The sequence below is a fragment of the Brevundimonas bullata genome (assembly GCF_003350205.1).
GTDB lineage: Bacteria > Pseudomonadota > Alphaproteobacteria > Caulobacterales > Caulobacteraceae > Brevundimonas > Brevundimonas bullata.
Genome location: NZ_QLLC01000027.1, coordinates 18,581 through 41,424 on the forward strand (window position 1 = coordinate 18,581; position 22,844 = coordinate 41,424).

Consider the following 22,844-nt stretch of genomic DNA (forward strand, 5'->3'; position numbering starts at 1 on the left):
CCATGTCGCACAACACCTTCGGTCATCTGTTCCGCGTCACCACCTGGGGCGAAAGCCACGGCCCGGCCATCGGCTGCGTCGTCGACGGCTGCCCGCCGCTGATCCCGCTGACCGAGGCCGACATTCAGCCCCTGCTGGATCTGCGCAAGCCCGGCGGCAGCCGCTTCGTCACCCAGCGGCAGGAGGCCGATCAGGTCCGCATCCTGTCTGGCGTCTTCGACGACGGGAACGGCCCCGTCACCACCGGCACGCCGATCAGTCTGATGATCGAGAACACCGACCAGCGCTCCAAGGACTATGGCGAGATCGCCCGCGCCTTCCGCCCCGGTCACGCCGACTACGCCTATCAGGCCAAGTACGGCGTGCGCGACCATCGCGGCGGCGGACGCTCCTCAGCCCGCGAGACGGCCAGCCGCGTCGCGGCGGGCGCCGTGGCGCGTAAGGTGCTTTCCAGTGTTTTGGGCGACGCCATCCGTATCCGCGCCGGCGTGGTCCAGCTGGGCCCGCACCGCATCCCCGACGACGCCCTCGACTTCGACGCCGTCTACGACAACGCCCTGTTCGCCGCCTCAGCGGACGTGGTCCCGGCCTGGGAAGCCTATCTGGACGGCGTCCGCAAGGCGGGCTCGTCCATCGGCGCCGTCGTGGCGCTGGAGGTCACGGGCGTTCCCGCCGGCTGGGGCGCCCCCCTCTACGCCAAGCTGGACGCCGAACTGGCCTCGGGCCTGATGTCCATCAACGCGGTCAAGGGCGTCGAGATCGGTGCGGGCTTCGGCTCCGCCGAACTGTCGGGCGAGGACAATGCCGACGAAATGCGCATCGGCGACGACGGCCAGCCGGTCTTCCTGTCCAACAAGGCGGGCGGGGTTCTGGGCGGCATCTCCACCGGCCAGCCCATCACGGCGCGCGTGGCGTTCAAGCCCACCTCCTCCATCCTGACCCTGCGCCAGACCATCAACCGCGACGGCGCCGAGGTCGACCTGCGCACCAAGGGCCGCCACGACCCCTGCGTCGCCCTGCGCGGGGTCCCGGTCGTCGAGGCCATGGCCGCCATCGTCCTCGCCGACGCCATGCTGCGCCACCGGGCGCAGATGGGCTGAAACCCTCTCCTTCGTCATCCCGGCCGAAGCGCAGCGCAGAGCCGGGACCGCCCAAGACGCCGCCTTCAGCTTTTCCGGCGGTCCCGGATAGCGGCTCCGCCGCTTCCGGGATGACGAACCCCGCACGACACCCCTTTTCGCAACAGTTATTGTTACCTATATAGCTCCCGAACAGCGCGGCATAGGCTGCGCCACAGGGAGACCGCATCATGATCGACGTCAGACCTTTCAACACCCTCGGCGGCGCCAACCACGGCTGGCTGAACGCCAGGCACCACTTCTCGTTCGCCAACTACTATGATCCCAAGCGCATGGGCTGGGGCCGCTTGCGCGTCTGGAACGACGACGAGATCGCCGCCAAGTCGGGCTTTCCGCCCCACCCCCACGCCGACATGGAGATCATCACCTATGTCCGCACCGGCGCCATCACCCACGAGGACTCGATGGGCAACAAGGGCCGCACAGGCGCGGGCGACGTTCAGGTGATGAGCGCGGGCACGGGCGTCCGTCACTCCGAGTTCAACCTCGAGAACGAGACGACCACCCTGTTCCAGATCTGGATCGAGACGGACAAGCCGGGCGCCCAGCCGTCCTGGGGCCAACGGGAGTTCCCCAAGAACGACCGTTCCGGCCGCTTCACCGTCGTCGCCTCCGGCGATCCGGCGGACGAGGCCCTGTCGATCAACGCCGACGCCAGGATTCTGGCCGCGACGCTGAAGGCGGGCGAGAGCCTGACCTATGACCTGGCCGCCGGTCGCCGCGCCTATCTGGTCCCCGCCGTGGGCCGGGTGGACGTCAACGGCACGACGCTGAACGCCCGCGACGGCGCCGGCATCATCGACGAGCCGACGATCACCATCACGGCCAGCGAAGACGCCGAACTGGTCATGGTTGACAGCTTGTAACCACCCCTCCGTCATCCCGGAAACGGCGCAAGCCGTTATCCGGGACCCAGGCCGCGGCTCCTGTCGCTTTCCCGCCCCTTCAAGCCTCCACCGTCTGGGTCCCGGGTTCCGCTTCGCGGCCCCGGGATGACGGCAGGAGGATGCAGGCCATGATCTCGCCGTCAGCCTCTGTTCACTTCCTTCGCGCAGAATGGGCGCCTCGGGAGCTTCACATGACCAAACCCTTCGCGCGGGCGACCGCCCTTCTGGCTGTCGTCGGCGGTTCGCTGCTGCTGCAAGCCTGCGTCGTCGGCGCCGTCGCGGGAGCCGGCGCGGCCGTTGTCGGCGGCACGGTCAAGGCGACCGGGGCTGTGGTGGGCGCTGGCTTTGACGCCGTCACCACCTCGGACGAGGAAACCAAGGCCAAGCGCGAGCGCGAGCAGCGCGAATACGAACGCGAACAGCGCCGCTGCGAACAACGCCAGCGCCAAGGCAAGGACTGCTAAGGCCGCTCACACGCCAACTGGCCCTGTCGCGCCGCGCCCTTGTCGGCTTAGGGTAGCGCCTCCCTCCCCTGACGAGCCCACCATGCAAATCGCCATCCTGACCCTTGACGGCTTCAATGAGCTGGACAGCTTCATCGCGGCGGGCATCCTGAACAGGATGAAGCCGCAGGGCTGGGCGGCCCACATCACCTGCCCCACGCCCGAAGTCACCTCGATGGCCGGGGTGACGATCCAGCGCCAGAAGCCGCTGGACTTCCTGGCCGAGGCCGACGCCGTCCTGATCGGCAGCGGGATCAAGACCCGCGACTACGCCGCCGACCCCGCCTTCCTCTCGCGCCTGACGCTGGACCCATCACGCCAGTTGATCGGGGCTCAATGCTCGGGAACCCTGCTGCTGGCCAAGCTGGGGCTGATCGGCGACCTGCCCGCCTGCACCGACCTGACCACCAAGCCCTGGGTCATCGAGGCCGGCGTCAATGTCGTGGACGCCCCCTTCGTCGCCCACGGCAATGTCGCCACGGCGGGCGGCTGCTTGGCCTCACAATACCTCGCCGCCTGGATGATCGCCCGCCTGGCCACCCCGCAGGACGCCGAAGACGCCATCCACTACGTCGCCCCCGTCGGCGAAAAGGCCGAATACGTCGCGCGCGCCATATCGGCGGTGACGCCGTTTCTGACGGATGAAAATACGCTGGCGGCTTAGGGCTGTTCTCGCCCCATAGGCGTCAAAAGGAACGTCCACTATGACTGGTTAGGGGGCCTGAGCGACCGCCCTTCAGAGCGGGTGGAGCAACAGGGGTGGCGGCAGTGGAAGGCGTTCTCGATCTTTGGGAACACTATCAGGTTTCGGCCTGTAGGGTGGACATACCCCCGGACGGTTGCCGCGACATCATCGTAAGTCTGCCATCGAGCGGCCCCCACTCCTGGACCCTGTTTGCTCTGGCCGACACCACCGAGCGCAAGGTTGTCGCGTCAAATACGACCCTGTTGGGAGCCAGGCTCAGGCCTGGCGCGATCCTGGACGCCAAGAATTTCCTTGGTCTTGCGCGGCAGAGCACATCTCCTCCCGACGACGTGCTCAAGCGTCTGGCGGAGTTCGTCCGGGTCGATAGCCATGTCGAGGAAGCTCTGACCCTGCTCGCCCAGTCAGAGATACGCATGGGACATTGCGCGCGGCAGGCGGGCGTGTCGGAGCGTTCTTTCCAGCGGCTTGTGATGGGGAGCACCGGCAGAAGCCCGGTCTTCTGGCGGCAATTGGCGCGCGCGCGACGTGCCGCAAAATCTCTTTTCAGTACGCACGACATGGCGACGGTCGCCTACGAGAACGGCTTCTCGGATCAGGCGCACTTAAGCCGTGAGATGCGTCGATGGTTTGGATGTGCGCCATCGAGCATCAGGCAGGATGCACAATTGAATGCGGCCCTGTCGCAGAGCGGCTACGCCTAGGGCGGACTGACAGGGCTGCAGATCTCGACCATGTAGCCATTGATGTCCGCGACATAGCTGACGGTTTGGCCCCAAGGCATCTCTTCAGGTGCGCTGATCGGACGGGCGCCATTTGTCACCGCTCTTTTAAAAGCGCCCTCCACGTCATCGGTCTCGAAGGCGATCTCGAACACAGGCGCATCCACCTCCGGGGTTCCGGTCCGCTTGCCCAGTTGATCCATGAGCTTGCGGGAACAGAAGGAAAGGCTCGTCGTCCCGGTGTCCAGTTCCGCGTAGTCACCCTCCCCATGGACCATGCGAAGGTCCAGGCCGAATGCCGATTTATAGAAGTCGACACTGGCCGCGACATCATCGACATAGAATATGGTGTACCGCAATTTCATCATGCATTTCCTCGACTACGGGAAATGCATACGGTCTATGCAGCAGCGGCGTCTTGAAGAAATGCGACAGGGTTTTGGCTCGCCGCCTGCGCCCACGTTAACGGCGCCCAGGTCCAAGATCCCTTTCCAACCCTAACGGACGGTCAGCGGTCCGCTTCTCGCCCTACCGCACCCCGATATACTTGTGCGTCTGGACGCTCAGCCGCCATTGCGGGTGGGTCAGGCAGTATTCGATGGCGGCGGCGGTGTTGGCGGCCTGGTCGGGGCCATCCATGGGTTGCAGCCAGAAACGCTCGAAATCGAGGCCCTCGAACCGCTCAGGCATGGCCAGGGCTTGCGGATAGACCAGCTTCAGCTCCTGCCCCCAGGTCTGGACCACGGGGGCGTCGGCCTTGGGGCTGATGCAGATCCAGTCGATCCCTTCGGGCGCAGCCAGGGTGCCGTTGCTCTCGATGGCGACCTCGAACCCGCGCGCGTGCAGGGCCTCGATCAGCGGCGCGTCCAGCTGCATCAGCGGCTCGCCGCCGGTGCAGACCACCAGTCTGGGATCGCCCTCGCGGCCCCGCCACATCCCGGCGACATGGTCGGCCATCAGGTCGGGGGTCTTGAACTTGCCGCCGCCGTCGCCGTTCACGCCGACAAAGTCTGTGTCGCAGAAGCTGCAGACGGCAGTCGCGCGATCCCGCTCCAGCCCGCTCCACAGGTTGCAGCCGGCAAAGCGCAGGAAGACGGCGGGCCGCCCGGCCTGACCGCCCTCGCCCTGCACCGTCAGGAAGACTTCCTTGGCCGAATAGGTCACGCGCGCGCCGCCCATTCGCCGTAGCCCGCCGCGCGCAGTTCGCAGGCCGGGCAGGCTCCACAGCCATAACCCCAAGCATGGCGGTGCGTCCGGTCGCCCAGGTAGCAGGTGTGGCTGGCCTCCACGATCATCTCCACCAGCGCCGCCCCGCCGATCCGTTCGGCCAGGGCCCAGGTCTCGGCCTTGGTCAGGAACATCAGCGGCGTCTCGATCGGCGACGGTTTGGCCAGGCCCAGGGTCAGGGCCTGGCTCATGGCCTGGATGGTGTCGTTGCGGCAGTCGGGATAGCCCGAGAAGTCGGTCTCGCACATGCCGCCGACCAGAACCTCCAGCCCCCGGCGATCCGCCAGCGCCGCCGCCGCGACCAGAAAGATCAGGTTGCGTCCCGGCACGAAGGTGTTGGGCAGGCCGCGCGCGTCGGCCTCGATGGCGCGATCCGTGGTCATGGCCGTCTCACCGATGGCCCCGAAGCCGGTCAGATCGACCACGTGATCCGGCCCCAGCCGGTCGGCCCATTGCGGCAGGACGTTCACCATTTCCGACCGCACGGTCTGGCGCGCCTGCATCTCGACCGCGTGGCGCTGGCCGTAGTCGAAGCCGATGGTCTCGACCCGGTCATACCGCTCCAGCGCCCAGGCCAGACAGGTGGCGCTGTCCTGCCCGCCCGAAAACAGGACAAGAGCAGAGGTTTCAGAAGCTTGCGACGTAACGCTCATGACGAACCTGCGGTCGGCCAAGGGCCGCGCGCATCCAAAAGGAACAGGGAAAGATCGGATCAGAGCTCCCCTATACGCCAGTCCGCGCCGGGCCGCAAAACACGACCGCAGACCCTTTTCATCAGTTTGAGCAAATTCCGTTCGTCCTTAACCCTTTCGCAAAGCGTTCTCATCAAGTGTAAAAATCCATATTGGAGTGCCGGCCGTATGCCGACGATCGAAGTGCTGACTGAGCGCGTAGAGCCGGTGACTGCGGTCACTATGGCGAGCGAGGTCTTTGCGCGCTTCGAGCGCGAGCCGGACACCCTGGTCATCCCGGTGGTCGACGGCGAACGCCCTCTGGGTCTGATCGAACGCAGCGACTTCCTGATGAAGCTGGCTGGACCGCTGGGCCAGAGCCTGTATAGCGCGCGCGAAATCACCCACGTGATGGACAATGAGCCCGCCGTGGTCGAGGCCGGGGTCCGCATCGACGCCTTTTCCGACATCATCCTGAAAAGCGGCCCCGGCGCCCTGATGCGCGGCTTCATCGTCACGCGGAACGGCGCCTATCGCGGCGTCGGGACGGCGGTGTCGCTGCTGCGCGCCGTCAACGCCATCCAGCGTCAGCAGAACCGCGATCTGGCCGAACAGGTGCGCGCGCTCAGCGACGCCGAGGTTCAGGCCGCTGCCGCCGCCCACGCCAAGAGCCAGTTCATGGGCTTGATGAGCCGCGAACTGCGCACGCCGATGAACGGGGTCCTCGCGGTGGCCGAGTTGCTGCGCCGCCAACCACTGAACGAGGCCGCTCTGGCCCATGTCCAGACGATCATCGACTCATCCGAAACCCTGCTCGAAACCCTGCAGGACGCCCTCGACCTGGCCCGCGCCCAGGCCGGCGAACTGGAGCTGAAACCGGCCCCGACGCCGCTGCGCGCCGTGATGGACCAGGTCCAGACCCTGTGGGCGCCCCGCGCCGCCCAGGACGGCGTCACCCTGATGGTCGGCTATGAAGGCGACACGGAACTGGCCGGCGTTCTGGACAGCGCGCGACTGAGCCAGGTGTTCAACAACCTGATCGGCCACGCCTTGAAATTCGCCCGTAACGGCATGGTGGAAGCCAGCCTGAAGGCCGTCGTCATCGGCGATCAGGTCCGTCTGGAGGCCCGCGTTCGCGACGACGGCCCCGGCGTCGACCCCGCCCGCATCGACCAGGTCTTCGACCATGGAGCCGGCCCCGACGGCGCGGGCCTGGGCCTGTCGATCAGCCGCCACCTGGTCGAGCAGATGGACGGCCGGATATGGGTCGAAAATAACATCGGTCGCGGCGCCACCTTCGCCTTCGATCTGTCCGCGCCGCGCGCCATCCTGGAACAGGAGGCGCCGTCCAATGTCTCCACCCTGAACGAACTGGACCTGCAGGCCCGCCCGCACGTCCTGATCGCGGACGACAACGCCACCAACCGCGTCGTGGCCCAGGCTCTGTGTGAAATGTTCGGCTGCACCTCGGAAACCGTCGAGGACGGTCAGGAAGCGCTGGAGGCTGTTCAGGTCCGCTCGTTCGATCTGATCCTGATGGACATCAAGATGCCGCGCCTGGACGGGGTTCAGGCGACGCAGGCCATTCGCGCCCTGCCCGGCGACAGCCGCAACATCCCCATCGTGGCCCTGACCGCCAACGCCGATCCCGAAGACGCCAGGCACTATCTGGCTGTCGGCATGGCCGCCGTCGTCGAAAAGCCGATCAAGCCGGAGCGGCTGCGCATGGCCATGAACGCCGCCCTCGCGTCCGAAGCGTCCAAAGGCGCGGACACCCCTGCCGCACGCAAGCGCCCCGCCGCCTGATCCGTCATTGCAAGACCTGATCGGCCCCGCGCGACTGGACAAGACCCCGGGCCACAGGCCACCAAGGCAGATGCTGTCGCGATCCGCACGACCGTAGACAGCCCAGCCAAAGGCGTCTCGATGACGGACCAGTTCCTGACCACCCTACTCCCTCAGCTCGCCTCCGGGGCGGCCCATACCCATGCCTTGGGCTTCCAATACGAGGGCCTCGACGGCGACCGTGTCCGCCTCCGCCTTCCCTATCGCCAGGATCTGGTCGGCGACCCCGAAACCGGCGTCCTGGCCGGCGGGCTGGTCACTACCCTTCTAGACCACGTCGGCGGCCTTGCGGTCTGGGTCGGGCTGAAGGCCTATCAGCCGATCGCCACCCTGGACCTGCGCGTCGACTATATGCGCGCCGCCATCCCAGGCCGGGACCTGATCGCCGAGGCGCGCTGCTATCGGCTGACGCGCAGCATCGGCTTCGTCCGCGCCTGGGCCTTCGAGGACGATCCCGCCGATCCCGTCGCCGCCGCCCAGTCCGCCTATGTCATCAGCGCAGAGGGCGATCACCGCGCCGGGGCCAACCTGCGCGCCAAGACCCATGCCGGAGACGCCGCATGACCGCCCCCCTGCTGGACAGCCTGCCCTACGCCCGCTTCCTCGGCCTGAAGACGCAGTTGAACGGAGATGAACTGACCGTGGTCATGCCCTTCGCCGACCATCTGATCGGCAACCCCATGCTGCCCGCTCTGCACGGCGGATCGACCGCCGCCCTGCTGGAGATGACGGCGGTGGCCCAGGTGTCGCTGAGCTATCCGCGCCTGCGTCTGCCCCGCCCGATCAATGTCACCGTGGCCTATCTGCGCTCGGGTCGGCCAAGCGACGTCTTCGCCCAGGCCCGCATCAACAAGGCGGGTCGGCGCGTCGCCCACGTGACCGCCGAAGCCTGGCAGCAGGGACGCGACCAGCCCATCGCCGCATTGACCGCCCACTTCCTGCTCAGCGGCGACGAAGGCGACGAGACCTAGGGTAGCAGATTGCGCAGCCAAAGGTTGAAATATAACCTTTGGTAAACAAAACCCTACCAAACACCCTTAATACGCGTTAAGAAATGAACGTGTTTCTTTATTGAGGGGTAAAGTCATGGACCGCACAGAAGTCATCGCCGGCGTCGCCGGCGATCTTTACGCCACCGAAAAAGCGGTGGATGACGCCATCACCCACGCCACCACCCTGGTTCAGTCGATGATCGGCGCCCGCGCCGCCCTGTCGATCTCGCCGGTGTCGGGCGCGGCCTCGCAGGCCAAGGCCATCGAAGCCATCATGGCGCTCAGCACCGCCCGCGACGCCGTCGTCGCCTGCCACGCCGAACTGCAAAAAGATCATCGCCGCCTCGGCTACGGCACCTATGCCGTGGGCCCGCTGAACAAGCCCGACCAATGGGACAACCGCCCGATGACTCACAAGGGCGACCACCTGCGCGTCGCGTGAAATTCCCGTAACCTTTAGGATCGGCTCTCCGGTTCTGGATTAGACTAGGTTATGATCGCCCCCATTGTCATAAATGACAGTGGGGGCGCTTCTTGTTCGAAACTATGGCTGCCTATGTCGGCGCTGGCTTTATGGTCATGGTCGGCCTCTTTGCCCTGCTCAAGGGCGGCGAACCGGAACGCATCGGCGCCGGAGCCTATATGATAGGCTGGTTCGCGTCCCTGTTGCTTCAGACCTCGGGCAGCCCCTTCGGCGTGCAGTGGGGCGTTTTCGTCCTCGACGTCGTGATGCTGATCATCTTCAGCGCCATGGTCTGGAAGGCCCCCCGGTCCTGGCCGGTCTGGGCCTGCGCGCTGCAACTTCTGACCGTCACCAGCCACATCATGGTCATGATGAAACTCAGCCCCCCGATCTCGGCCTTCTACACCGTGGTCAACATGGCCGGTTACGGCATCATGCTGGCCATCGCGGTCGGCACCTTCTGGGCCTGGCAAGAGCGCCGCGCCATAGGCGCCGATATAGACTAGGTAGATATTCCTACTGCCTCGCGCTAAACTGCCGGCGTCGCCGCTTCGAGAACGCCCGTGCCCCTTTCCCACGCCAAGCTCTGGAAGGCCCTCGACGCCCTGGCGCAGCGCGAAGGCACGTCGCCCTCCGGTCTGGCGCGCCGCGCGGGCCTGGACGCGACCAGCTTCAATCGGTCAAAGCGCTTTGGCCCCGGCGAGCCGCCCCGACCGCGCTGGCCATCGACCGAAAGCCTGATGCAGGTTCTTGCTGCGACCGGGATTTCCCTCGGCGCCTTTGCGGCCTTGGCTGACGATGCGCCGCCCGAACCCAGAGCGATTCCCCTGCTCGGCATGGCCCAGGCCGGGGCTGACGGCTTCTTCGACGACGCCGGATTGCCTCTGGCCGAGGGCTGGGAGCAGACCGACCTGCCGCGCGTGAAGGACAGCCTGTTGAGTCTGCAGATCGCCGGCGATTCAATGACGCCCCTCTATCGCGAAGGCGACAAGGTCATCGTCGACCGCGAGGCGACCGAAGTGCGCAAGGGCGACCGCGTCGTGGTCCGCACCACCGGAGGCGAGACCCTGGCCAAGGAAATCGCCGCCCTGAACGCCCGCGAAGTGACCCTGGCTTCGATCAATCCCGCCTATCCGCCACGCGCGCTGCCCCGCCGCGACATCCTGTGGATGGCCCGAATCCTGTGGGTCAGTCAGTAAGGCGCCCAACGAAAAAGGGCCGCCCCACCGGGGCGGCCCTCATCAGATTCAGGCTTGAAAGCCCTTAGTTCTGCGCGACGTAGCGGGCGTTCACCCAGCCGCCGCCGGCGATCTGAACCCACTCACCCTGCGAGCCCACAGCGGTGAAGGGCTGGCCGGCGGACAGGCTGCCGGTCTGGCGATAGTTGGCGCCCGGACCCGTGCGGATGCGCAGGTTCGACGTGGCGCGGTACGAGTTGGCGGCGGCCTGGTTGGCCGAACGCGCGCGCTGCTGGTTGCAGCCGATATAGGAACCGGCGGCGGCGCCGGCGCCCGCGCCGACCACGGCGCCGAGGGCGCGCTCATTCTTGGACACCTGGCTGCCGGCCAGGCCGCCCAGCAGGGCGCCGATCGCGGCGCCCGCTTGCTGGCGACCGCCCGGGGCGTCGCAGTTGGTGACGCCGTTGGCTTGAGGCATGGCGCTGGCGGTCATCGGCACGGCGGCCGAACCCAGAGCGGCGAACATTGCGGTGGCGGCAAGGCCCGTTTTGAAGAACTTCGACATGTCTCTCTCCTGTCATCGACTATCGTGAGGAGGACAATGCGCCAGCGAAGCTGAAGGCTCCCCCGGCCTCACCGTTATATTCGGTTCATCTTTCTTGGGGCCTACCGCGCTTCGCGCTACTTGAGGCCATGATGCTGGGCCTACCGCCCTTCGGGCTACTTGAGGCCCGCTAACCCCGTCATCCCGGAAACGGCTAAACCGTTATCCGGGACCGCAGGAAGCACCGCCCTCAACGACGCTGCTTAGGCGACCAACTCGCCGTTCGCGCCCGCTTCGATCAGGGCGATGGTCTGGGGCAGACCATAGATGGCCGCGAACGACCCGAAGCGCGGCCCTTGCGAGGCGCCCAGCAGCACCTCGTACAGCGCCTGGAACCAAGCCCGCAGCGGCTCGAACTCATGCGCCTTGCCCACGGCATAGACCTCGCCCTGAATGATCTCGCCGTCGGTCGTATCGGCCGGCAGGGCCTTCAGACGTTCCGCCAGGTCCAGCAGCGCCGCCTTCTCCTTGTCGTCGGGCAGGCGATAGGTCTTCGAGGGCTTCACGAAGTCCTCGTAGTAGTTCAGCGCATAGCCCATCAGACGGTCCAGCACCGGCTCGTTCTCGGGCGTGGCGTCCGGCAGGTATTTGGCGAAATAGGCCCACAGCTGGTCCTTGCTGGAGGCGTTGGCCACGCCGACCAGGTTCAGCAGCAGGGCGAAGGACACCGGCGAGGCGCTCTCGGGCGGCTGGCCCGAATGGATGTGCCACACGGCGTTGTCGATCTGCTTGGCCGGTTCCTGCGTCTTGTACTGCTCGATGAAGGACAGATAGTCGTCCGTCGCGCGCGGAATGACGTTGAAATGCAGGCTCTTGGCCGACTTCGGCGACTGAAACATGTACCAGCTCAGGCTCTCGGGCGTGCCGTAGCGCAGCCACTCGTCCATCGTCAGGCCATTGCCCTTGGACTTGGAGATCTTCTTGCCTTCGACGTCGAGGAAGAGCTCGTAGTTGAAGCCTTCCGGCGGCGTGCCGCCCAGGGCGCGACAGATCTTGCCGCTCTCGCGCACGCTCTCGATCAGGTCCTTGCCCGACATCTCGTAATCGACGTCCAGCGCGGTCCAGCGCATGGCCCAGTCGGGCTTCCACTGCAGCTTCACATGGCCGCCGGTGACGGGGACCTCGGTGCGGCCGCCCGCCGGGTCGTCAAAGACAATGGTCCCGCGCTCGACGTTGCGCTCCAGCGTCGGCACCTGCAGCACATGGCCGGTGATCGGGCTGATCGGCAGGAAGGGCGAATAGGTGGCGCGACGCTCCTCGCCCAGGGTGGGCAGCATGATGCCCATGACCTTGTCGAAGCGTTCCAGCAGGGTCAGCAGGGTCGCGTCGAACCGGCCTGACCGATAGGTCTCGGTCGAGGACATGAACTCGTAGTCGAAGCCGAAGCTGTCGAGGAAGGCGCGCAGACGGGCGTTGTTGTGCGCGCCGAAGCTGTCGTGCGTGCCGAACGGATCGCGCACCTTGGTCAGCGGCAGGTGCAGGTCTTCGCGCAGCATCTCCGGGTTCGGCACGCCCTCCGGCACCTTGCGCAGACCGTCCATATCGTCGCTGAAGGCGATCAGGCGCGTGCGCCAGTGGTCGCCGGTCAGGGCGCGGAAGGCGTTGCGCACCATGGTCGTGCGCGCGACCTCGCCGAAGGTGCCCATGTGCGGCAGACCCGACGGACCGTAACCCGTCTCCAGGATCACCGGCGCGTTCAGCGCCTCAAAGGTCGCCAGAGCCTCATCCGCCTTGCCCGCGTCGATCAGCAGCTTGGCCGCATCGCGCTCCGCATCCGACAGCCGTTTCTTGAGCACGTGGGCCAGCAGGTTGCGCGCTTGCTCAAACGGCCACGAACGGGCCTCACGGGACAGGGTTTCAAGGTTCTGAAGCATCCACGGGCTTTGAAGGCTCCGCAGCATCACGTCAACTTTTGATCCCCCTGTCAGGCGGCTGGATCATCGGTTAGCAAGGGTGACATGAGCCCCGACTACCGCCTTGTCGCCCGCACGCCAGCTATCGACGACTATCGTCGCCTGAGGGCGATCTCGGGCCTGACCCCGCGCAGCGCCGAAGCCGCTGCGGTCGGCCTGCCCAACACCGTTTTCGCCGTGGTGATCGAAAATCTGGCGGGCGAAGCGGTCGGCATGGGCCGGGTGATCGGTGACGGGGGCCTGTTCTTCCAGATCGTCGACATCGCCGTCGATCCCGCCCATCAGGGCCGGGGTCTTGGCAAGGCCGTCATGGCGGCGCTGGTCGAGCACCTGCGCGCCACCGTCCCGGCCGAGGCCTACATCAGCCTGATCGCGGACGGCGAGGCCCACCGCCTCTATGCTCAGTACGGCTTCCAGCCCACGGCGCCCGCCTCCATCGGCATGGCCCTGTTCCTGCGCCCGGACGCCGCCTAGAGCCGCGCCGAGGCGTCCTTGGGGAGTTGCATCAGGTTCTCGAAGGTCATGACCAGGTCGCCGTCCTGGTTGCGGACCCAGGTCTTGGTCTTGACCGTACCCCGGTCGGGGCGGCTCTGCGACGGGGTGACGGCCAGGATCTCGCGTCGCGCCGTCAGCGTGTCGCCGGGACGCACCGGGCGCAGCCAGCGCAGATCGTCGATGCTGAGGCCCAGCATCGGCGTGGCGCCGAAATAGGCGGCGTCGACATATTCCCGCATCACCCGCGAGGCGACGTGCCAGCCGCTGGCGATCAGGCCGCCGAACCGGCCCTGGGCGGCGGCGGCGCGATCAATGTGCATGGGCTGGGGGTCGAACTGCTCGGCGAAGGCGATGATCTCGCCCTCAGTGATGGTGAAGGGCGCGCCTTCCCAGCTTTCGCCGACCGTCAGGTCGTCCAGATAGCGATCGGCCATGTCGTCTTCCTCATGCGAACTGAGGCTCAGATAGACGCTTCATGCCGCGTGGCCAACCGCCGTGCGCCTTGACCCGGCGGCGCGGGCATGGCCTTTGCCCCACCTCATGCTGACCTCAGATTTCGACTTCGACCTGCCCGATGACTGCATCGCGCTGCGCCCCGCCGAGCCGCGCGATTCCGCGCGCCTGCTGGTGGTCAGGGACGGCGCGCTGGACGACCGGATCATCCGCGACCTGCCGGACTTCCTGCAACCGGGCGACGCCCTGGTGTTCAACGACACACGCGTCATCCCCGCGCGCCTGTCGGGCGTGCGTCAGCGGCCCAATCCCGTGGTCGGGGGGCCGGAAGGCGAGACCCTGACCGTCGAGGTCGAGGCCACCCTGCACCACCGCGACGCCCCCGACGTCTGGTCCGCCTTCATGAAGCCCGGCAAGCGCATCAAGCCGGGCGACCGCATCCGTTTTGGCCGTACCAACGACGCTGCTTGCGAACTGGGGCGTCTGGACGCCACCGTCGAAGCCAAGGACGAGGACGGCCTGATCACCCTGCGCTTCGACCTCGCCGGTCCTGCGCTGGACGACGCCATCCGCGACGTCGGGGTCATGCCCCTGCCCCCCTATATCGCGGCCAAGCGGCCGGAGGACGACCGCGACCGATCAGACTATCAGACGGTCTTTGCGACCTACGACGGCTCGGTCGCCGCCCCGACGGCGGGCCTGCACTTCACCCCCGCCCTGCTGGACGCCATCCGCGCACGCGGCGTCAGCACCCACGCCGTGACCCTGCACGTCGGCGCCGGCACCTTCCTGCCGGTCAAGGCCGACGACACCGCGGACCACAGGATGCACTCCGAGTGGGGCGAGGTCTCGCCCGAGACTGCCGCCGCCCTGAACGCCGTGCGCGCCGCCGGCGGGCACATCGTCTGCGTCGGCACCACCAGCTTACGCCTGCTGGAAAGCGCCACGACCGAGGCCGGCGTGGTCCAGCCCTTCCACGGCGACACGGCCATCTTCATCACCCCCGGCTACCGCTTCCGCGCCTGCGACGTGCTGATGACCAACTTCCACCTGCCGAAGTCGACCCTGTTCATGCTGGTCAGCGCCTTCGCCGGGCTGGAGACCATGCGCGCCGCCTATGCTCACGCCATCGACAGCGGCTATCGTTTCTATTCCTATGGCGACGGGAGCCTGCTGTTCAGGAAGGACGCATGACCGACGACCTGCCCGATGATTTCGCCGCCTCGCTCGACATCCTCGCCTCGGCGGCGGGCGAGATGCAGGACCCGTGGTGGATCTTCGGCGGCGCGGCCATGGTGCTGTGGGGCCTGCGCGACTGGCGCGCGCCCGACATCGACGTCCTGTGCAGCCCGCGCGACGCGCGTCGTCTGATCGAGGCCCTGCACGGCGAAGTCACGCCTGATCCGGGCGAGGGCCTGTTCCGTTCACAGGTCTTCGGCCAGATCCTGACCACGCCGGTGCCGCTGGACGTCATGGCCAACATGGACGTGCGCGCCGGCGGCGACTGGGTTCCCGTGACCTTCTCGACGCGCGTGCCGATCGTGCTGGAGGACTTCACCGTCTTCACCCCCTCGATCAACGAGCAGATCGAGACCTGCCGCCTGTTCGGCCGCCCCAAGGACCTGCTGCGGGCCGAAATGCTGGAAGGCCTGCGGGGCTGAGGCCGCACTTCATCCTCCCCCGTTCGCGGGGGAGGGGGACCGCGTAGCGGTGGAGGGGGCGGCTGCACGCACCTTCGGCCCCGCGATACATGACCAAAGCCAGAATTTTTAGCCGCAACGCTGGTTCCGCCCCCTCCACCATGCTCCGCATGGTCCCCCTCCCCCGCTTAGCAAGGGAGGATCGCATCCAAGCCTGATGACAGGCGCGCCGTTCCGTGGTTGAGCACTCACAAATTCCGGCGCGCCGGGATGAGCGGAGTTCACTGTTGCCCTTTCCCTTCCAGATCAACGCCACCGAAGGCCGCGCCCGCACCGGGGTGCTGAAGACCCCGCGCGGCGACATCCGCACCCCCGCCTTCATGCCGGTCGGCACCGCCGCCACGGTCAAGGCGATGACGGTGGATCAGGTCAAGCAGACCGGCGCCGACATCCTGCTGGGCAATACCTATCACCTGATGCTGCGCCCCGGCCCGGAGCGGATGGAACGCCTCGGCGGCCTGCACAACTTCATGCGCTGGGACAAGCCGATCCTGACCGACTCGGGCGGCTTCCAGGTCATGAGCCTGTCGGGCATTTCCAAGCTGACCGAGGAGGCCGTGACCTTCTCCAGCCACATCGACGGGTCCAAGCACGTCCTGACGCCGGAACGCTCGATCCAGATTCAGGCCGACCGCCTCGGCTCCGACATCGTCATGCAACTGGACGAGTGCGTCGCCTGGCCCGCCGAGGAAAAGCGCGCCCGTCAGGGCATGGAGCTGTCGGCCCGCTGGGCGCAACGCTCCAAGAACGCCTTCGGCACGCGCGACACTCAGGCCCTGTTCGGCATCCAGCAAGGCTCGACCTATGAGAACCTGCGCCGGGAATCCTCGGAACGGCTGCAAGAGATCGGCTTCGACGGCTACGCCATCGGCGGTCTGGCCGTCGGCGAAGGCCATGAAGCCATGTGCGAGGTCCTGGACTACGCCCCCGAGTTCCTGCCCAAGGATCGCCCCCGCTATCTGATGGGCGTGGGCAAGCCGATCGACTTGGTCGAGGCGGTCTATCGCGGCGTCGACATGTTCGACTGCGTCCTGCCGACGCGGGCCGGGCGTCACGGTCAGGCCTGGACCTGGGACGGGCCCATCAACATCAAGAACGCCCGCTTCGCCGAGGATCAGGACCCGCTGGATATGGGCGTGCCCTGCCCTGCGTCGAACGACTATTCAAAGGCTTACCTGCACCACCTCATCCGGGCCGACGAAATCCTCGGAAAGATCCTGCTGAGCTGGCACAACATCGCCTTCTTCCAGGCCCTGACGGCAGCCATGCGCGAGGCGATCAGCGAAGGTCGGTTTGAACAGTTCCGGCGCGACTTCCGCGCCCGGCACGTCAAGGCCTAGTTGCGGCCCCTGCGCGGCACGAACCCTGCCGGCGCCGCCGGCGGGGCGCAGTTGCGCTGCATCCCTACGCCCTTCAGGAAGGCGCGACGGCGCAGCCCCGCCTGAATGGCCGACTGCACATGCTTGCTGTGGGCGTCCGCGCCGGTCAGGCGCCGCACCCAGCTGCGCGCCGGGATGAAGTCCGTCACCGTATCCCGCACCGCGTCGAGCGCAGCCGCGGCGGCGGCGTCCGCCGCCCGCTCGCTCATATAGGAACCGTCCTGCGACGGCGGCGCATCCGTATCCGGCCCCAGGGCCTCGTCCAGCCGCGCGATCTCGGCGGCGATGGTGCGGCAGTGGTTCAGATTGCGCAGATCATAGGGATTGCTTTCCGCCTGTAGCAGAACCGTCGGGATTTCCTGACGCCGCAGGTTCAGATCATCCAGCGGCGCCGTGACGGCGTCACCCAGTCCCGCGCCGACCTGCTCCACCCCGCCGCGCGCCGAGGCGCCGGCGTTGCATCCAGCCAGGACAAGCGAAAGGGAGACGGCGGAAACGGCAAGGGCGATATGGCGCATCCGGCCTTAGACCACGCCCCGCGCCCATGGTGAAGACTCACGCCTCTATGGACCTCGGTGCGGTTCGGGCGGGTGTGGAGATTGCGCCATGGCCGGTCTCCCTGAAACTGCCTGAACAGAACCCAGCGGCGGCCAGCGGTCGTCCGCAGCCGGGCACAGCGTTTCAGAAAAAAGGGGAGATGGTACGCCCCCTCGGGCTCGAACCGAGGACCCTCTGATTAAAAGTCAGACGAAATATTGATTTCATTGGGTTTCAGGCCATTTCACGAGAATCCATTACTCACTGTTTTTATTAGATTTTCAAATTCAAATATCGTCAGGGGTGTTCAGGCTGCTTCTGCTTTCTGTGTCCCATATGTGTCCCAAATCGCTTTGGGACACAGACAAATCTGGCATACTCGTCGGATGCCCAAAGTCAGATTGACAGACAAGTTCGTCGCTTCGGTCGTCGCGCCGGCCAGGGCACGCATTGAGATCTATGATGAAAACCCGATTGGCGCGGGTCTCATGCTGAGAGTCAGCGAGACGGGGAGAAAAACCTGGGCGATCCGCTACCGGACGGAAGACGGCGACGAGCGCCGCTTCAGTCTGGGCCTCTACCCCGACCTTTCGCTCGCCGATGCCCGAAAACGCTGCGCTCAAGCTCGCCTTCAGGCCTTGGATGGGGTGGATCCCGCAGGAGAGAAGCGCCGCAAGAAGGTCGAGCGCCGCTCCCAAACCATCAAGACATTTCGGGACCTCAGCCTCGCCTATTTCGAGGCCACCGAGCGCGGCGAATGGAAGCCGCGCGGAAAGCGCAAGCGGGCGTCCACGATCGCTGGCGAGAAATGGCTTTGGACCAAGCACATAGAGCCGGCCCTGGGGTCGCTTCGCCTTGAGGACGTCACTCCAGCCGCGATCAAGACGCTCCTGCGCGCGCTGATCACAAAGGGCCAGGACACGAGCTCCAATCGAGTCCGCGCCCAGATCCGTCAGATGTTCAACTACGCGATCCTCGAGGCCGAAGCCGTAACCGCGAACCCTGTCGCAAGAGTGCCGGCCCTGGGTGACGAGTCCCCTCGTGAACGCGTATTGCGCGATGCGGAGATCGGCGCGATCTGGCGAGCCTTGGATGACCCCACTGCGCTGACGTGCGCGAAAAGCGCACGTCGCAAGAACCAGCGCGTCTACGTCAGCCGTCCGGTCGGCATTGCGATCAAGCTGCTGCTGCTCACCCTGCAACGCCGCCACGAGGTCGCATGCATGACCCGAGCGGAGGTCGACCTCGAACAGGCGGTCTGGACCATACCGGGATCGAGAACCAAGAACGGCCGACCTACGCTGGTGCCGCTGTCGCCGGGGGCCGTGGCGCTCATTCGGGAGGCCATGACCCTCGTCAACGAACCCACGCAGTTTATCTTCCCTGCCCGCTGGGACCGTGAGAAATCCCTGACGCCCGCCGCATTGAGCCGCGCCCTGCGCGATGTGAGAAGCGCTCTTTCGTTGCCCGCCCTGACCCCGCATGACCTGAGACGCACGGCGGCGACCAGCATGGCGAGCGAACGCCTGCGGATCTCACCTTTCGTCATCGGTCGAATCCTCAATCACACGAGCGAAAAGGGCGGAGCCGCCGCCGTCACCCTGTCGACCTACGCCCTCTATGATTTCATGGCGGAGAAGCGATCAGCGCTGGCAGCATGGAGCGTGTTAGTCGGTGAGATAGTGGCCAAGCAGCCTCTGAATGCACCAAGCTCTCCTGGCTGAGACTTCGAGATGTGACGCGCTCGCGCAAGCCCCTCCCCCAACGAGCAGCCTGACCCGACGCCTTCAGGAATGATCGACCCGCAACCTATCATGCCGGAGCGGCGGGCGGCGTCTCTCCAATCAGACCTGCAAGAAAGTCGGCGAAGGGGCCGATGTTCTGATCGACGCTCGCCTGTTCCAGCGCAGCCATATAGGCCTGACGCCGTTGAACCGGGATGACGGTCCACGGATAGCCGCCCGAGGCGAACATCAGGTTCATCAGAAACCGCCCCATCCGGCCGTTCCCGTCCAGATAGGGGTGAATATAGACGAAGATGAAATGACCCAGCACTACGCGCACGCTGGGCTCGGCCTCTTCATCGAGCAGTTCGAATAGCGTCCCCATGGCGTCTCTCACCGCATCAGGGTTCAGCGGCGTGTGGCGCGACCCGCGAATATAGACCGGCCCGTTGCGATAACCGGCGAGCGCGCCGGCAGGAATAAGCCCGGCCGTGACGCTCGGACCGAAGAGTTGGCGATACCAGCCTCTATGGTCCTCATCGGCGATGCGCCCGGCGTTCTGGCCCTCCAGCACCCGCGCGACGCTGGCTTTCACCGCCTGGAAGGCGTCATGGTAGCCCCTTGCCGCCAGAGCGTCGCGTTGCCGACGGTCTTCATCATTTGACTCGGGATTCCAGTCTCCGCGCCGCACCCGATCGATCAGGGCCGCATCGACCCGGTAGCCCTCGATCGAGAGCGAATGATAGGCGTCGGTGACGTAGAGGTCCTCCACCGCCTGGAGATAGTCCCTGGGGGCGACGGCTTGGTGGGCAGGCGCCGGAAAACGCGCGGGTATGTCGTCCCGCAAGGTTTGCCACATCAACCTGATCCGTCGGGAAGCCGGCGGCTCGTCACGGCGATAGACAAAGCCGGGCAATCGTCCGGCAAAGGGATCGGTCTCCCTGACATCATAGCCGGCGGCGCGCATGGTTTCGAGAATTTCGACGGCTTCGCCATCACGGCCGATATTTCGGCACGCGCCCGCGAGGCGACCGGCGATGACGGAATGCCCCCCGTTCAACAGCCTCTCAAGCACGGCGGAGAAATCGCGCTGGCCAGCCAGAACGGTCCTCATCTCCGTCGGATGGGTTGCGTAGACGCCGGGCCCAGCGGCGATGAGCGCCGCCTCCACCTTGTAGACCCGCAGGTTTCTCAGAACCGTCTGGTCCCGGTCCTGAGCCCCCGGCAAGCGGAGATCGTACACGCTTGAGCCGTGAATGAACTGCGTGACCTGACCGCGGCCACGTGGAGACCGGACCAGAAGCTGCTCAGGCACCCTCCACTGCTCTGCATGCAGCAGCAGGGATTGTTCCGGGGAAAGCGACCAGGCGTCTCCAAAGCGGTCTTCCAGATAGGCGCTGACGAAATCCCAGTAGGAGGCATACCAGGCGGTGGTTTCTCCAACAGTCTCGTCTGGACGAGCCGGAATGTACCAGCCGTTGATGACCGGGCGGATGAAACCCTGCCTGGTGAGACGTTCGCGCTGAACCCGCGTGAGATCCTGCGTGCGAATGACGGTTCGCCCCTGCTCCTGAAGCGCGTGCAGCGCCTCCAGGGCGTCAGCTAGCTTTTCCTGCGGCGTGGCCAAGGGGTCTGCGTCCTTCGTCCAAAACGTGCGCTTCGATCGCTGAATCAAGCTACGCGCTATTTTTCGCTTTTTATGCTGTATCAAATTTCGCTTTTAATGTCGTTTTATATTTCGCTTTTTTGGCTGCGTTAAATTTCGCTTTTCTTGTTGCGCCAAATTTCGCTTTTTATGTCATTAAAAATTCCAGGACGGTTTCGGTCCGATGCCCAAGACCAAAATCAACCCGTTGGGACGGCGTTCAAGAACGTAGATTGGCAAACCGTGGGGCCGCCCTGCTAGACCCGCGCTGTCGCGGGCTCTTCGAGATCGAAACGGTCGGCCCGGGCCAGGCGCCAGCTCTCGGAATAGAAGCTGCGGCCCTCTTCGCCAGTCAGGAGTTCGCCCGGGCGAAGGAAGACGTGAAGCTGTGAAAACAGCTTGATCTCGGTCTGGCTGATGCGACGCGCCAGATGGTGGGGGCGCAGGTCGCTGGGGTGGCGGATGCCCGCCGCCGCCAGCATTTCCGACAAGGCCTTCAGGGTGGTGCGGTGGAACTGGTGCACCCGCTCGGCCTTGTCCGGCACGACGAGGGCGCGCTGGCGCAGGGGGTCCTGGGTCGCAACCCCGGTGGGGCAGCGGTTGGTGCCGCAACTCAGAGACTGGACGCAGCCAAGGGCGAACATGAAGCCGCGCGCGGCATTGGCCCAGTCAGCGCCTATGGCCAGAACGCTGGCGATGTCGAAGGCGCTGGTGATCTTGCCGGCCGCGCCGATGCGGATCTGGTCGCGCAGGCCGGCGCCGACGAGCGTATTGTGGACGAACAGCAGACCCTCGCGCATCGGCGTGCCCAGATGGTCGGTGAACTCCACGGGCGCCGCGCCGGTGCCGCCCTCGCCGCCGTCGACGACGATGAAGTCGGGACGGATGCCCGTCGCCAGCATGGCCTTGACGATGCCCATGAACTCCCACGGCTGGCCGATGCACAGCTTGAAGCCCACCGGCTTGCCGCCCGACAGTTCACGCAAGCGAGCGATGAATTCCATCATCTGCAGCGGGGTCGAAAAGGCGCTGTGGCTTGCGGGAGAGACACAGTCCTGCCCCATGGGCACGCCGCGCGTGGCCGCGATCTCGGCGCTGACCTTTTGAGCGGGCAGTATCCCGCCGTGGCCCGGCTTGGCGCCCTGGCTCAGCTTGATTTCGATCATCTTGATCTGGGGGTTCGCCGCCTGGGCCGCGAACCTTTCGGGGTCGAAGGCCCCGGTCTCCGTGCGGCAGCCGAAATAGCCGCTGCCCAGCTCCCAGATGATGTCACCGCCGTTTTCGCGGTGATAGGGGCTATAGCCGCCCTCTCCCGTGTCATGGGCGAACCCGCCCATGGCCGCGCCCTTGTTCAGGGCGCGGATGGCGTTGGCGCTGAGCGAACCGAAGCTCATGGCCGAAATGTTGAAAACCGAGCCCAAGTAGGGCTGGGCGCACTGGTCGCCGCCGATCAGGATGCGGAAGGTGGCGGGGTCCGCAGCGGGCGCGGGCCGGATCGAATGGCCCATGAAGTCATAGCCGACGCTATAGACATCCATCTGGGTGCCGAACGATCGTTCCGAACCTTCCTTCTTGGCCCGGGCATAGACCAGCGAGCGCTGGTTGCGGGAAAAGGGCGCAGCCTCCTGATCGGCCTCAATCAGATACTGCCGGATTTCCGGTCGGACCATCTCGGCCAACCAGCGGACGTGGCCCAGGACCGGATAGTTGCGGCGGATCGAGTGTTGCGGCTGGATCAGGTCGACGACGCCCAGCAGGACCAGCGCGCCGGCGATCACGGGCACAAACCACAGCCACGGATAATACAGGGCCAACGCCACGCCGACGATGAGAACGAGGATGCAGAGGCCAAAGGCCGAATACTGATTTAACCGCATGTTGCTGAGGTCCCTGTCGCCAGCGACCCGAATGCTCGGCCGGGTCTCATAGTCCCGCAACTATGGCGGCTGGATTGCGCCGAGACCAGCGTCAGCTTCCCCGACGACGCCCGCACGGCGCGCCGTCGTCTGGCCTAGGTGGTGTGGACAAAGTGCCTGACCCACAAGCGGATTGAAGCGACGAGGA

25 protein-coding genes are annotated in these 22,844 nt (G+C 65.9%); 16 read left to right on the forward strand and 9 right to left on the reverse strand.

Annotated features, from left to right (window positions below; genetic code table 11):
• Positions 1-2 precede the first annotated feature (2 nt).
• The 5 genes from aroC (at position 3) to DXK21_RS12525 (ending at position 3,936) form a co-directional block, all read left to right on the forward strand.
• A complete protein-coding gene (aroC, locus tag DXK21_RS12505; protein WP_114818114.1) occupies positions 3-1,100 on the forward strand; it encodes a chorismate synthase in 1,098 nt (365 codons plus the stop codon).
• Between the two features lie 209 nt (positions 1,101-1,309).
• Complete coding sequence (locus DXK21_RS12510) at positions 1,310-2,005, forward strand: pirin family protein (RefSeq protein WP_114818115.1); 696 nt, start codon at positions 1,310-1,312, stop codon at positions 2,003-2,005.
• Between the two features lie 212 nt (positions 2,006-2,217).
• Positions 2,218-2,490, forward strand: a complete 273-nt coding sequence (locus tag DXK21_RS12515) for a hypothetical protein (protein ID WP_114818134.1) — start codon at positions 2,218-2,220, stop codon at positions 2,488-2,490.
• An 82-nt stretch (positions 2,491-2,572) separates the two neighbouring features.
• Positions 2,573-3,193, forward strand: coding sequence for a DJ-1/PfpI family protein (locus DXK21_RS12520; RefSeq protein WP_114818116.1), 621 nt, complete (start codon positions 2,573-2,575; stop codon positions 3,191-3,193).
• Positions 3,194-3,288: 95 nt separating this feature from the next.
• Entirely contained in the window at positions 3,289-3,936 is a 648-nt protein-coding gene (locus DXK21_RS12525; RefSeq protein ID WP_114818117.1) for an AraC family transcriptional regulator, read from the forward strand.
• Here the strand turns inward: DXK21_RS12525 and DXK21_RS12530 are convergent.
• The 3 genes from DXK21_RS12530 to queC form a co-directional block, all read right to left on the reverse strand.
• Positions 3,933-4,319, reverse strand: coding sequence for a VOC family protein (locus tag DXK21_RS12530; RefSeq protein ID WP_114818135.1), 387 nt, complete (start codon positions 4,317-4,319; stop codon positions 3,933-3,935). The two genes, DXK21_RS12525 and DXK21_RS12530, sit on opposite strands and share 4 nt — an antisense overlap.
• 163 nt (positions 4,320-4,482) lie before the next feature.
• Complete coding sequence (gene queE, locus DXK21_RS12535) at positions 4,483-5,118, reverse strand: 7-carboxy-7-deazaguanine synthase (RefSeq protein ID WP_114818137.1); 636 nt, start codon at positions 5,116-5,118, stop codon at positions 4,483-4,485.
• The gene (queC, locus tag DXK21_RS12540; RefSeq protein ID WP_114818136.1) at positions 5,115-5,834 is read right to left on the reverse strand and encodes a 7-cyano-7-deazaguanine synthase QueC; all 720 of its coding nucleotides are present in this window, start codon (positions 5,832-5,834) and stop codon (positions 5,115-5,117) included. Before queC ends, queE begins: the two co-directional genes overlap by 4 nt.
• A gap of 207 nt (positions 5,835-6,041) precedes the next feature.
• Between queC and DXK21_RS12545 the strand changes: the two genes are divergently transcribed.
• From DXK21_RS12545 to DXK21_RS12570, 6 genes are all read left to right on the forward strand, one after another.
• Complete coding sequence (locus DXK21_RS12545) at positions 6,042-7,658, forward strand: response regulator (RefSeq protein ID WP_114818118.1); 1,617 nt, start codon at positions 6,042-6,044, stop codon at positions 7,656-7,658.
• A gap of 120 nt (positions 7,659-7,778) precedes the next feature.
• Positions 7,779-8,261: a PaaI family thioesterase gene (locus DXK21_RS12550; protein ID WP_114818119.1), complete on the forward strand. Its 483-nt coding sequence runs from the start codon at positions 7,779-7,781 to the stop codon at positions 8,259-8,261.
• Positions 8,258-8,668: a PaaI family thioesterase gene (locus DXK21_RS12555; RefSeq protein WP_114818120.1), complete on the forward strand. Its 411-nt coding sequence runs from the start codon at positions 8,258-8,260 to the stop codon at positions 8,666-8,668. The genes DXK21_RS12550 and DXK21_RS12555 overlap by 4 nt, the downstream gene beginning before the upstream one ends.
• 115 nt (positions 8,669-8,783) lie before the next feature.
• Positions 8,784-9,131: a hypothetical protein gene (locus DXK21_RS12560; RefSeq protein WP_114818121.1), complete on the forward strand. Its 348-nt coding sequence runs from the start codon at positions 8,784-8,786 to the stop codon at positions 9,129-9,131.
• A 104-nt stretch (positions 9,132-9,235) separates the two neighbouring features.
• Entirely contained in the window at positions 9,236-9,658 is a 423-nt protein-coding gene (locus DXK21_RS12565) for a hypothetical protein (protein WP_114818122.1), read from the forward strand.
• A gap of 57 nt (positions 9,659-9,715) precedes the next feature.
• Positions 9,716-10,351, forward strand: a complete 636-nt coding sequence (locus DXK21_RS12570; protein ID WP_114818123.1) for a S24 family peptidase — start codon at positions 9,716-9,718, stop codon at positions 10,349-10,351.
• 64 nt (positions 10,352-10,415) lie between these two features.
• Here the strand turns inward: DXK21_RS12570 and DXK21_RS12575 are convergent, their stop codons facing one another.
• Complete coding sequence (locus DXK21_RS12575; protein WP_114818124.1) at positions 10,416-10,895, reverse strand: SH3 domain-containing protein; 480 nt, start codon at positions 10,893-10,895, stop codon at positions 10,416-10,418.
• A gap of 242 nt (positions 10,896-11,137) precedes the next feature.
• Positions 11,138-12,808 (reverse strand): lysine--tRNA ligase, encoded by a 1,671-nt coding sequence (locus tag DXK21_RS12580; RefSeq protein WP_114818125.1) that lies wholly within the window; start codon positions 12,806-12,808, stop codon positions 11,138-11,140.
• Positions 12,809-12,892: 84 nt separating this feature from the next.
• Here DXK21_RS12580 and DXK21_RS12585 point away from each other — a divergent pair, with 84 nt between their 5' ends.
• Positions 12,893-13,321 (forward strand): GNAT family N-acetyltransferase, encoded by a 429-nt coding sequence (locus tag DXK21_RS12585; protein ID WP_114818126.1) that lies wholly within the window; start codon positions 12,893-12,895, stop codon positions 13,319-13,321.
• Here DXK21_RS12585 and DXK21_RS12590 read toward each other — a convergent pair.
• Complete coding sequence (locus tag DXK21_RS12590) at positions 13,318-13,776, reverse strand: MaoC family dehydratase (RefSeq protein ID WP_114818127.1); 459 nt, start codon at positions 13,774-13,776, stop codon at positions 13,318-13,320. The two genes, DXK21_RS12585 and DXK21_RS12590, sit on opposite strands and share 4 nt — an antisense overlap.
• 106 nt (positions 13,777-13,882) lie before the next feature.
• Here DXK21_RS12590 and queA point away from each other — a divergent pair, with 106 nt between their 5' ends.
• The 3 genes from queA to tgt all read left to right on the forward strand — a co-directional run bounded on the left by queA (position 13,883) and on the right by tgt (position 16,835).
• Positions 13,883-14,989 (forward strand): tRNA preQ1(34) S-adenosylmethionine ribosyltransferase-isomerase QueA, encoded by a 1,107-nt coding sequence (queA, locus tag DXK21_RS12595; protein ID WP_114818128.1) that lies wholly within the window; start codon positions 13,883-13,885, stop codon positions 14,987-14,989.
• On the forward strand, positions 14,986-15,456 hold the full coding sequence (locus tag DXK21_RS12600; protein ID WP_114818129.1) for a hypothetical protein: 471 nt from the start codon (positions 14,986-14,988) through the stop codon (positions 15,454-15,456). Before queA ends, DXK21_RS12600 begins: the two co-directional genes overlap by 4 nt.
• 263 nt (positions 15,457-15,719) lie before the next feature.
• Positions 15,720-16,835 carry a tRNA guanosine(34) transglycosylase Tgt gene (gene tgt / locus DXK21_RS12605; RefSeq protein WP_114818138.1) on the forward strand — a complete coding sequence of 372 codons (1,116 nt, stop codon included), beginning with the start codon at positions 15,720-15,722 and terminating at the stop codon, positions 16,833-16,835.
• Here the strand turns inward: tgt and DXK21_RS12610 are convergent.
• Complete coding sequence (locus DXK21_RS12610; RefSeq protein WP_114818130.1) at positions 16,832-17,392, reverse strand: hypothetical protein; 561 nt, start codon at positions 17,390-17,392, stop codon at positions 16,832-16,834. The two genes, tgt and DXK21_RS12610, sit on opposite strands and share 4 nt — an antisense overlap.
• Positions 17,393-17,812: 420 nt before the next feature.
• Here DXK21_RS12610 and DXK21_RS12615 point away from each other — a divergent pair, with 420 nt between their 5' ends.
• The gene (locus DXK21_RS12615) at positions 17,813-19,135 is read left to right on the forward strand and encodes a tyrosine-type recombinase/integrase (RefSeq protein WP_162790667.1); all 1,323 of its coding nucleotides are present in this window, start codon (positions 17,813-17,815) and stop codon (positions 19,133-19,135) included.
• Positions 19,136-19,223: 88 nt separating this feature from the next.
• On the opposite strand, the gene DXK21_RS12620 is transcribed toward DXK21_RS12615, so the two are convergent.
• A complete protein-coding gene (locus tag DXK21_RS12620) occupies positions 19,224-20,762 on the reverse strand; it encodes a Fic family protein (protein WP_114818132.1) in 1,539 nt (512 codons plus the stop codon).
• A gap of 275 nt (positions 20,763-21,037) precedes the next feature.
• Positions 21,038-22,657 (reverse strand): FMN-binding glutamate synthase family protein, encoded by a 1,620-nt coding sequence (locus tag DXK21_RS12625; RefSeq protein WP_114818139.1) that lies wholly within the window; start codon positions 22,655-22,657, stop codon positions 21,038-21,040.
• Positions 22,658-22,844 lie beyond the last annotated feature (187 nt).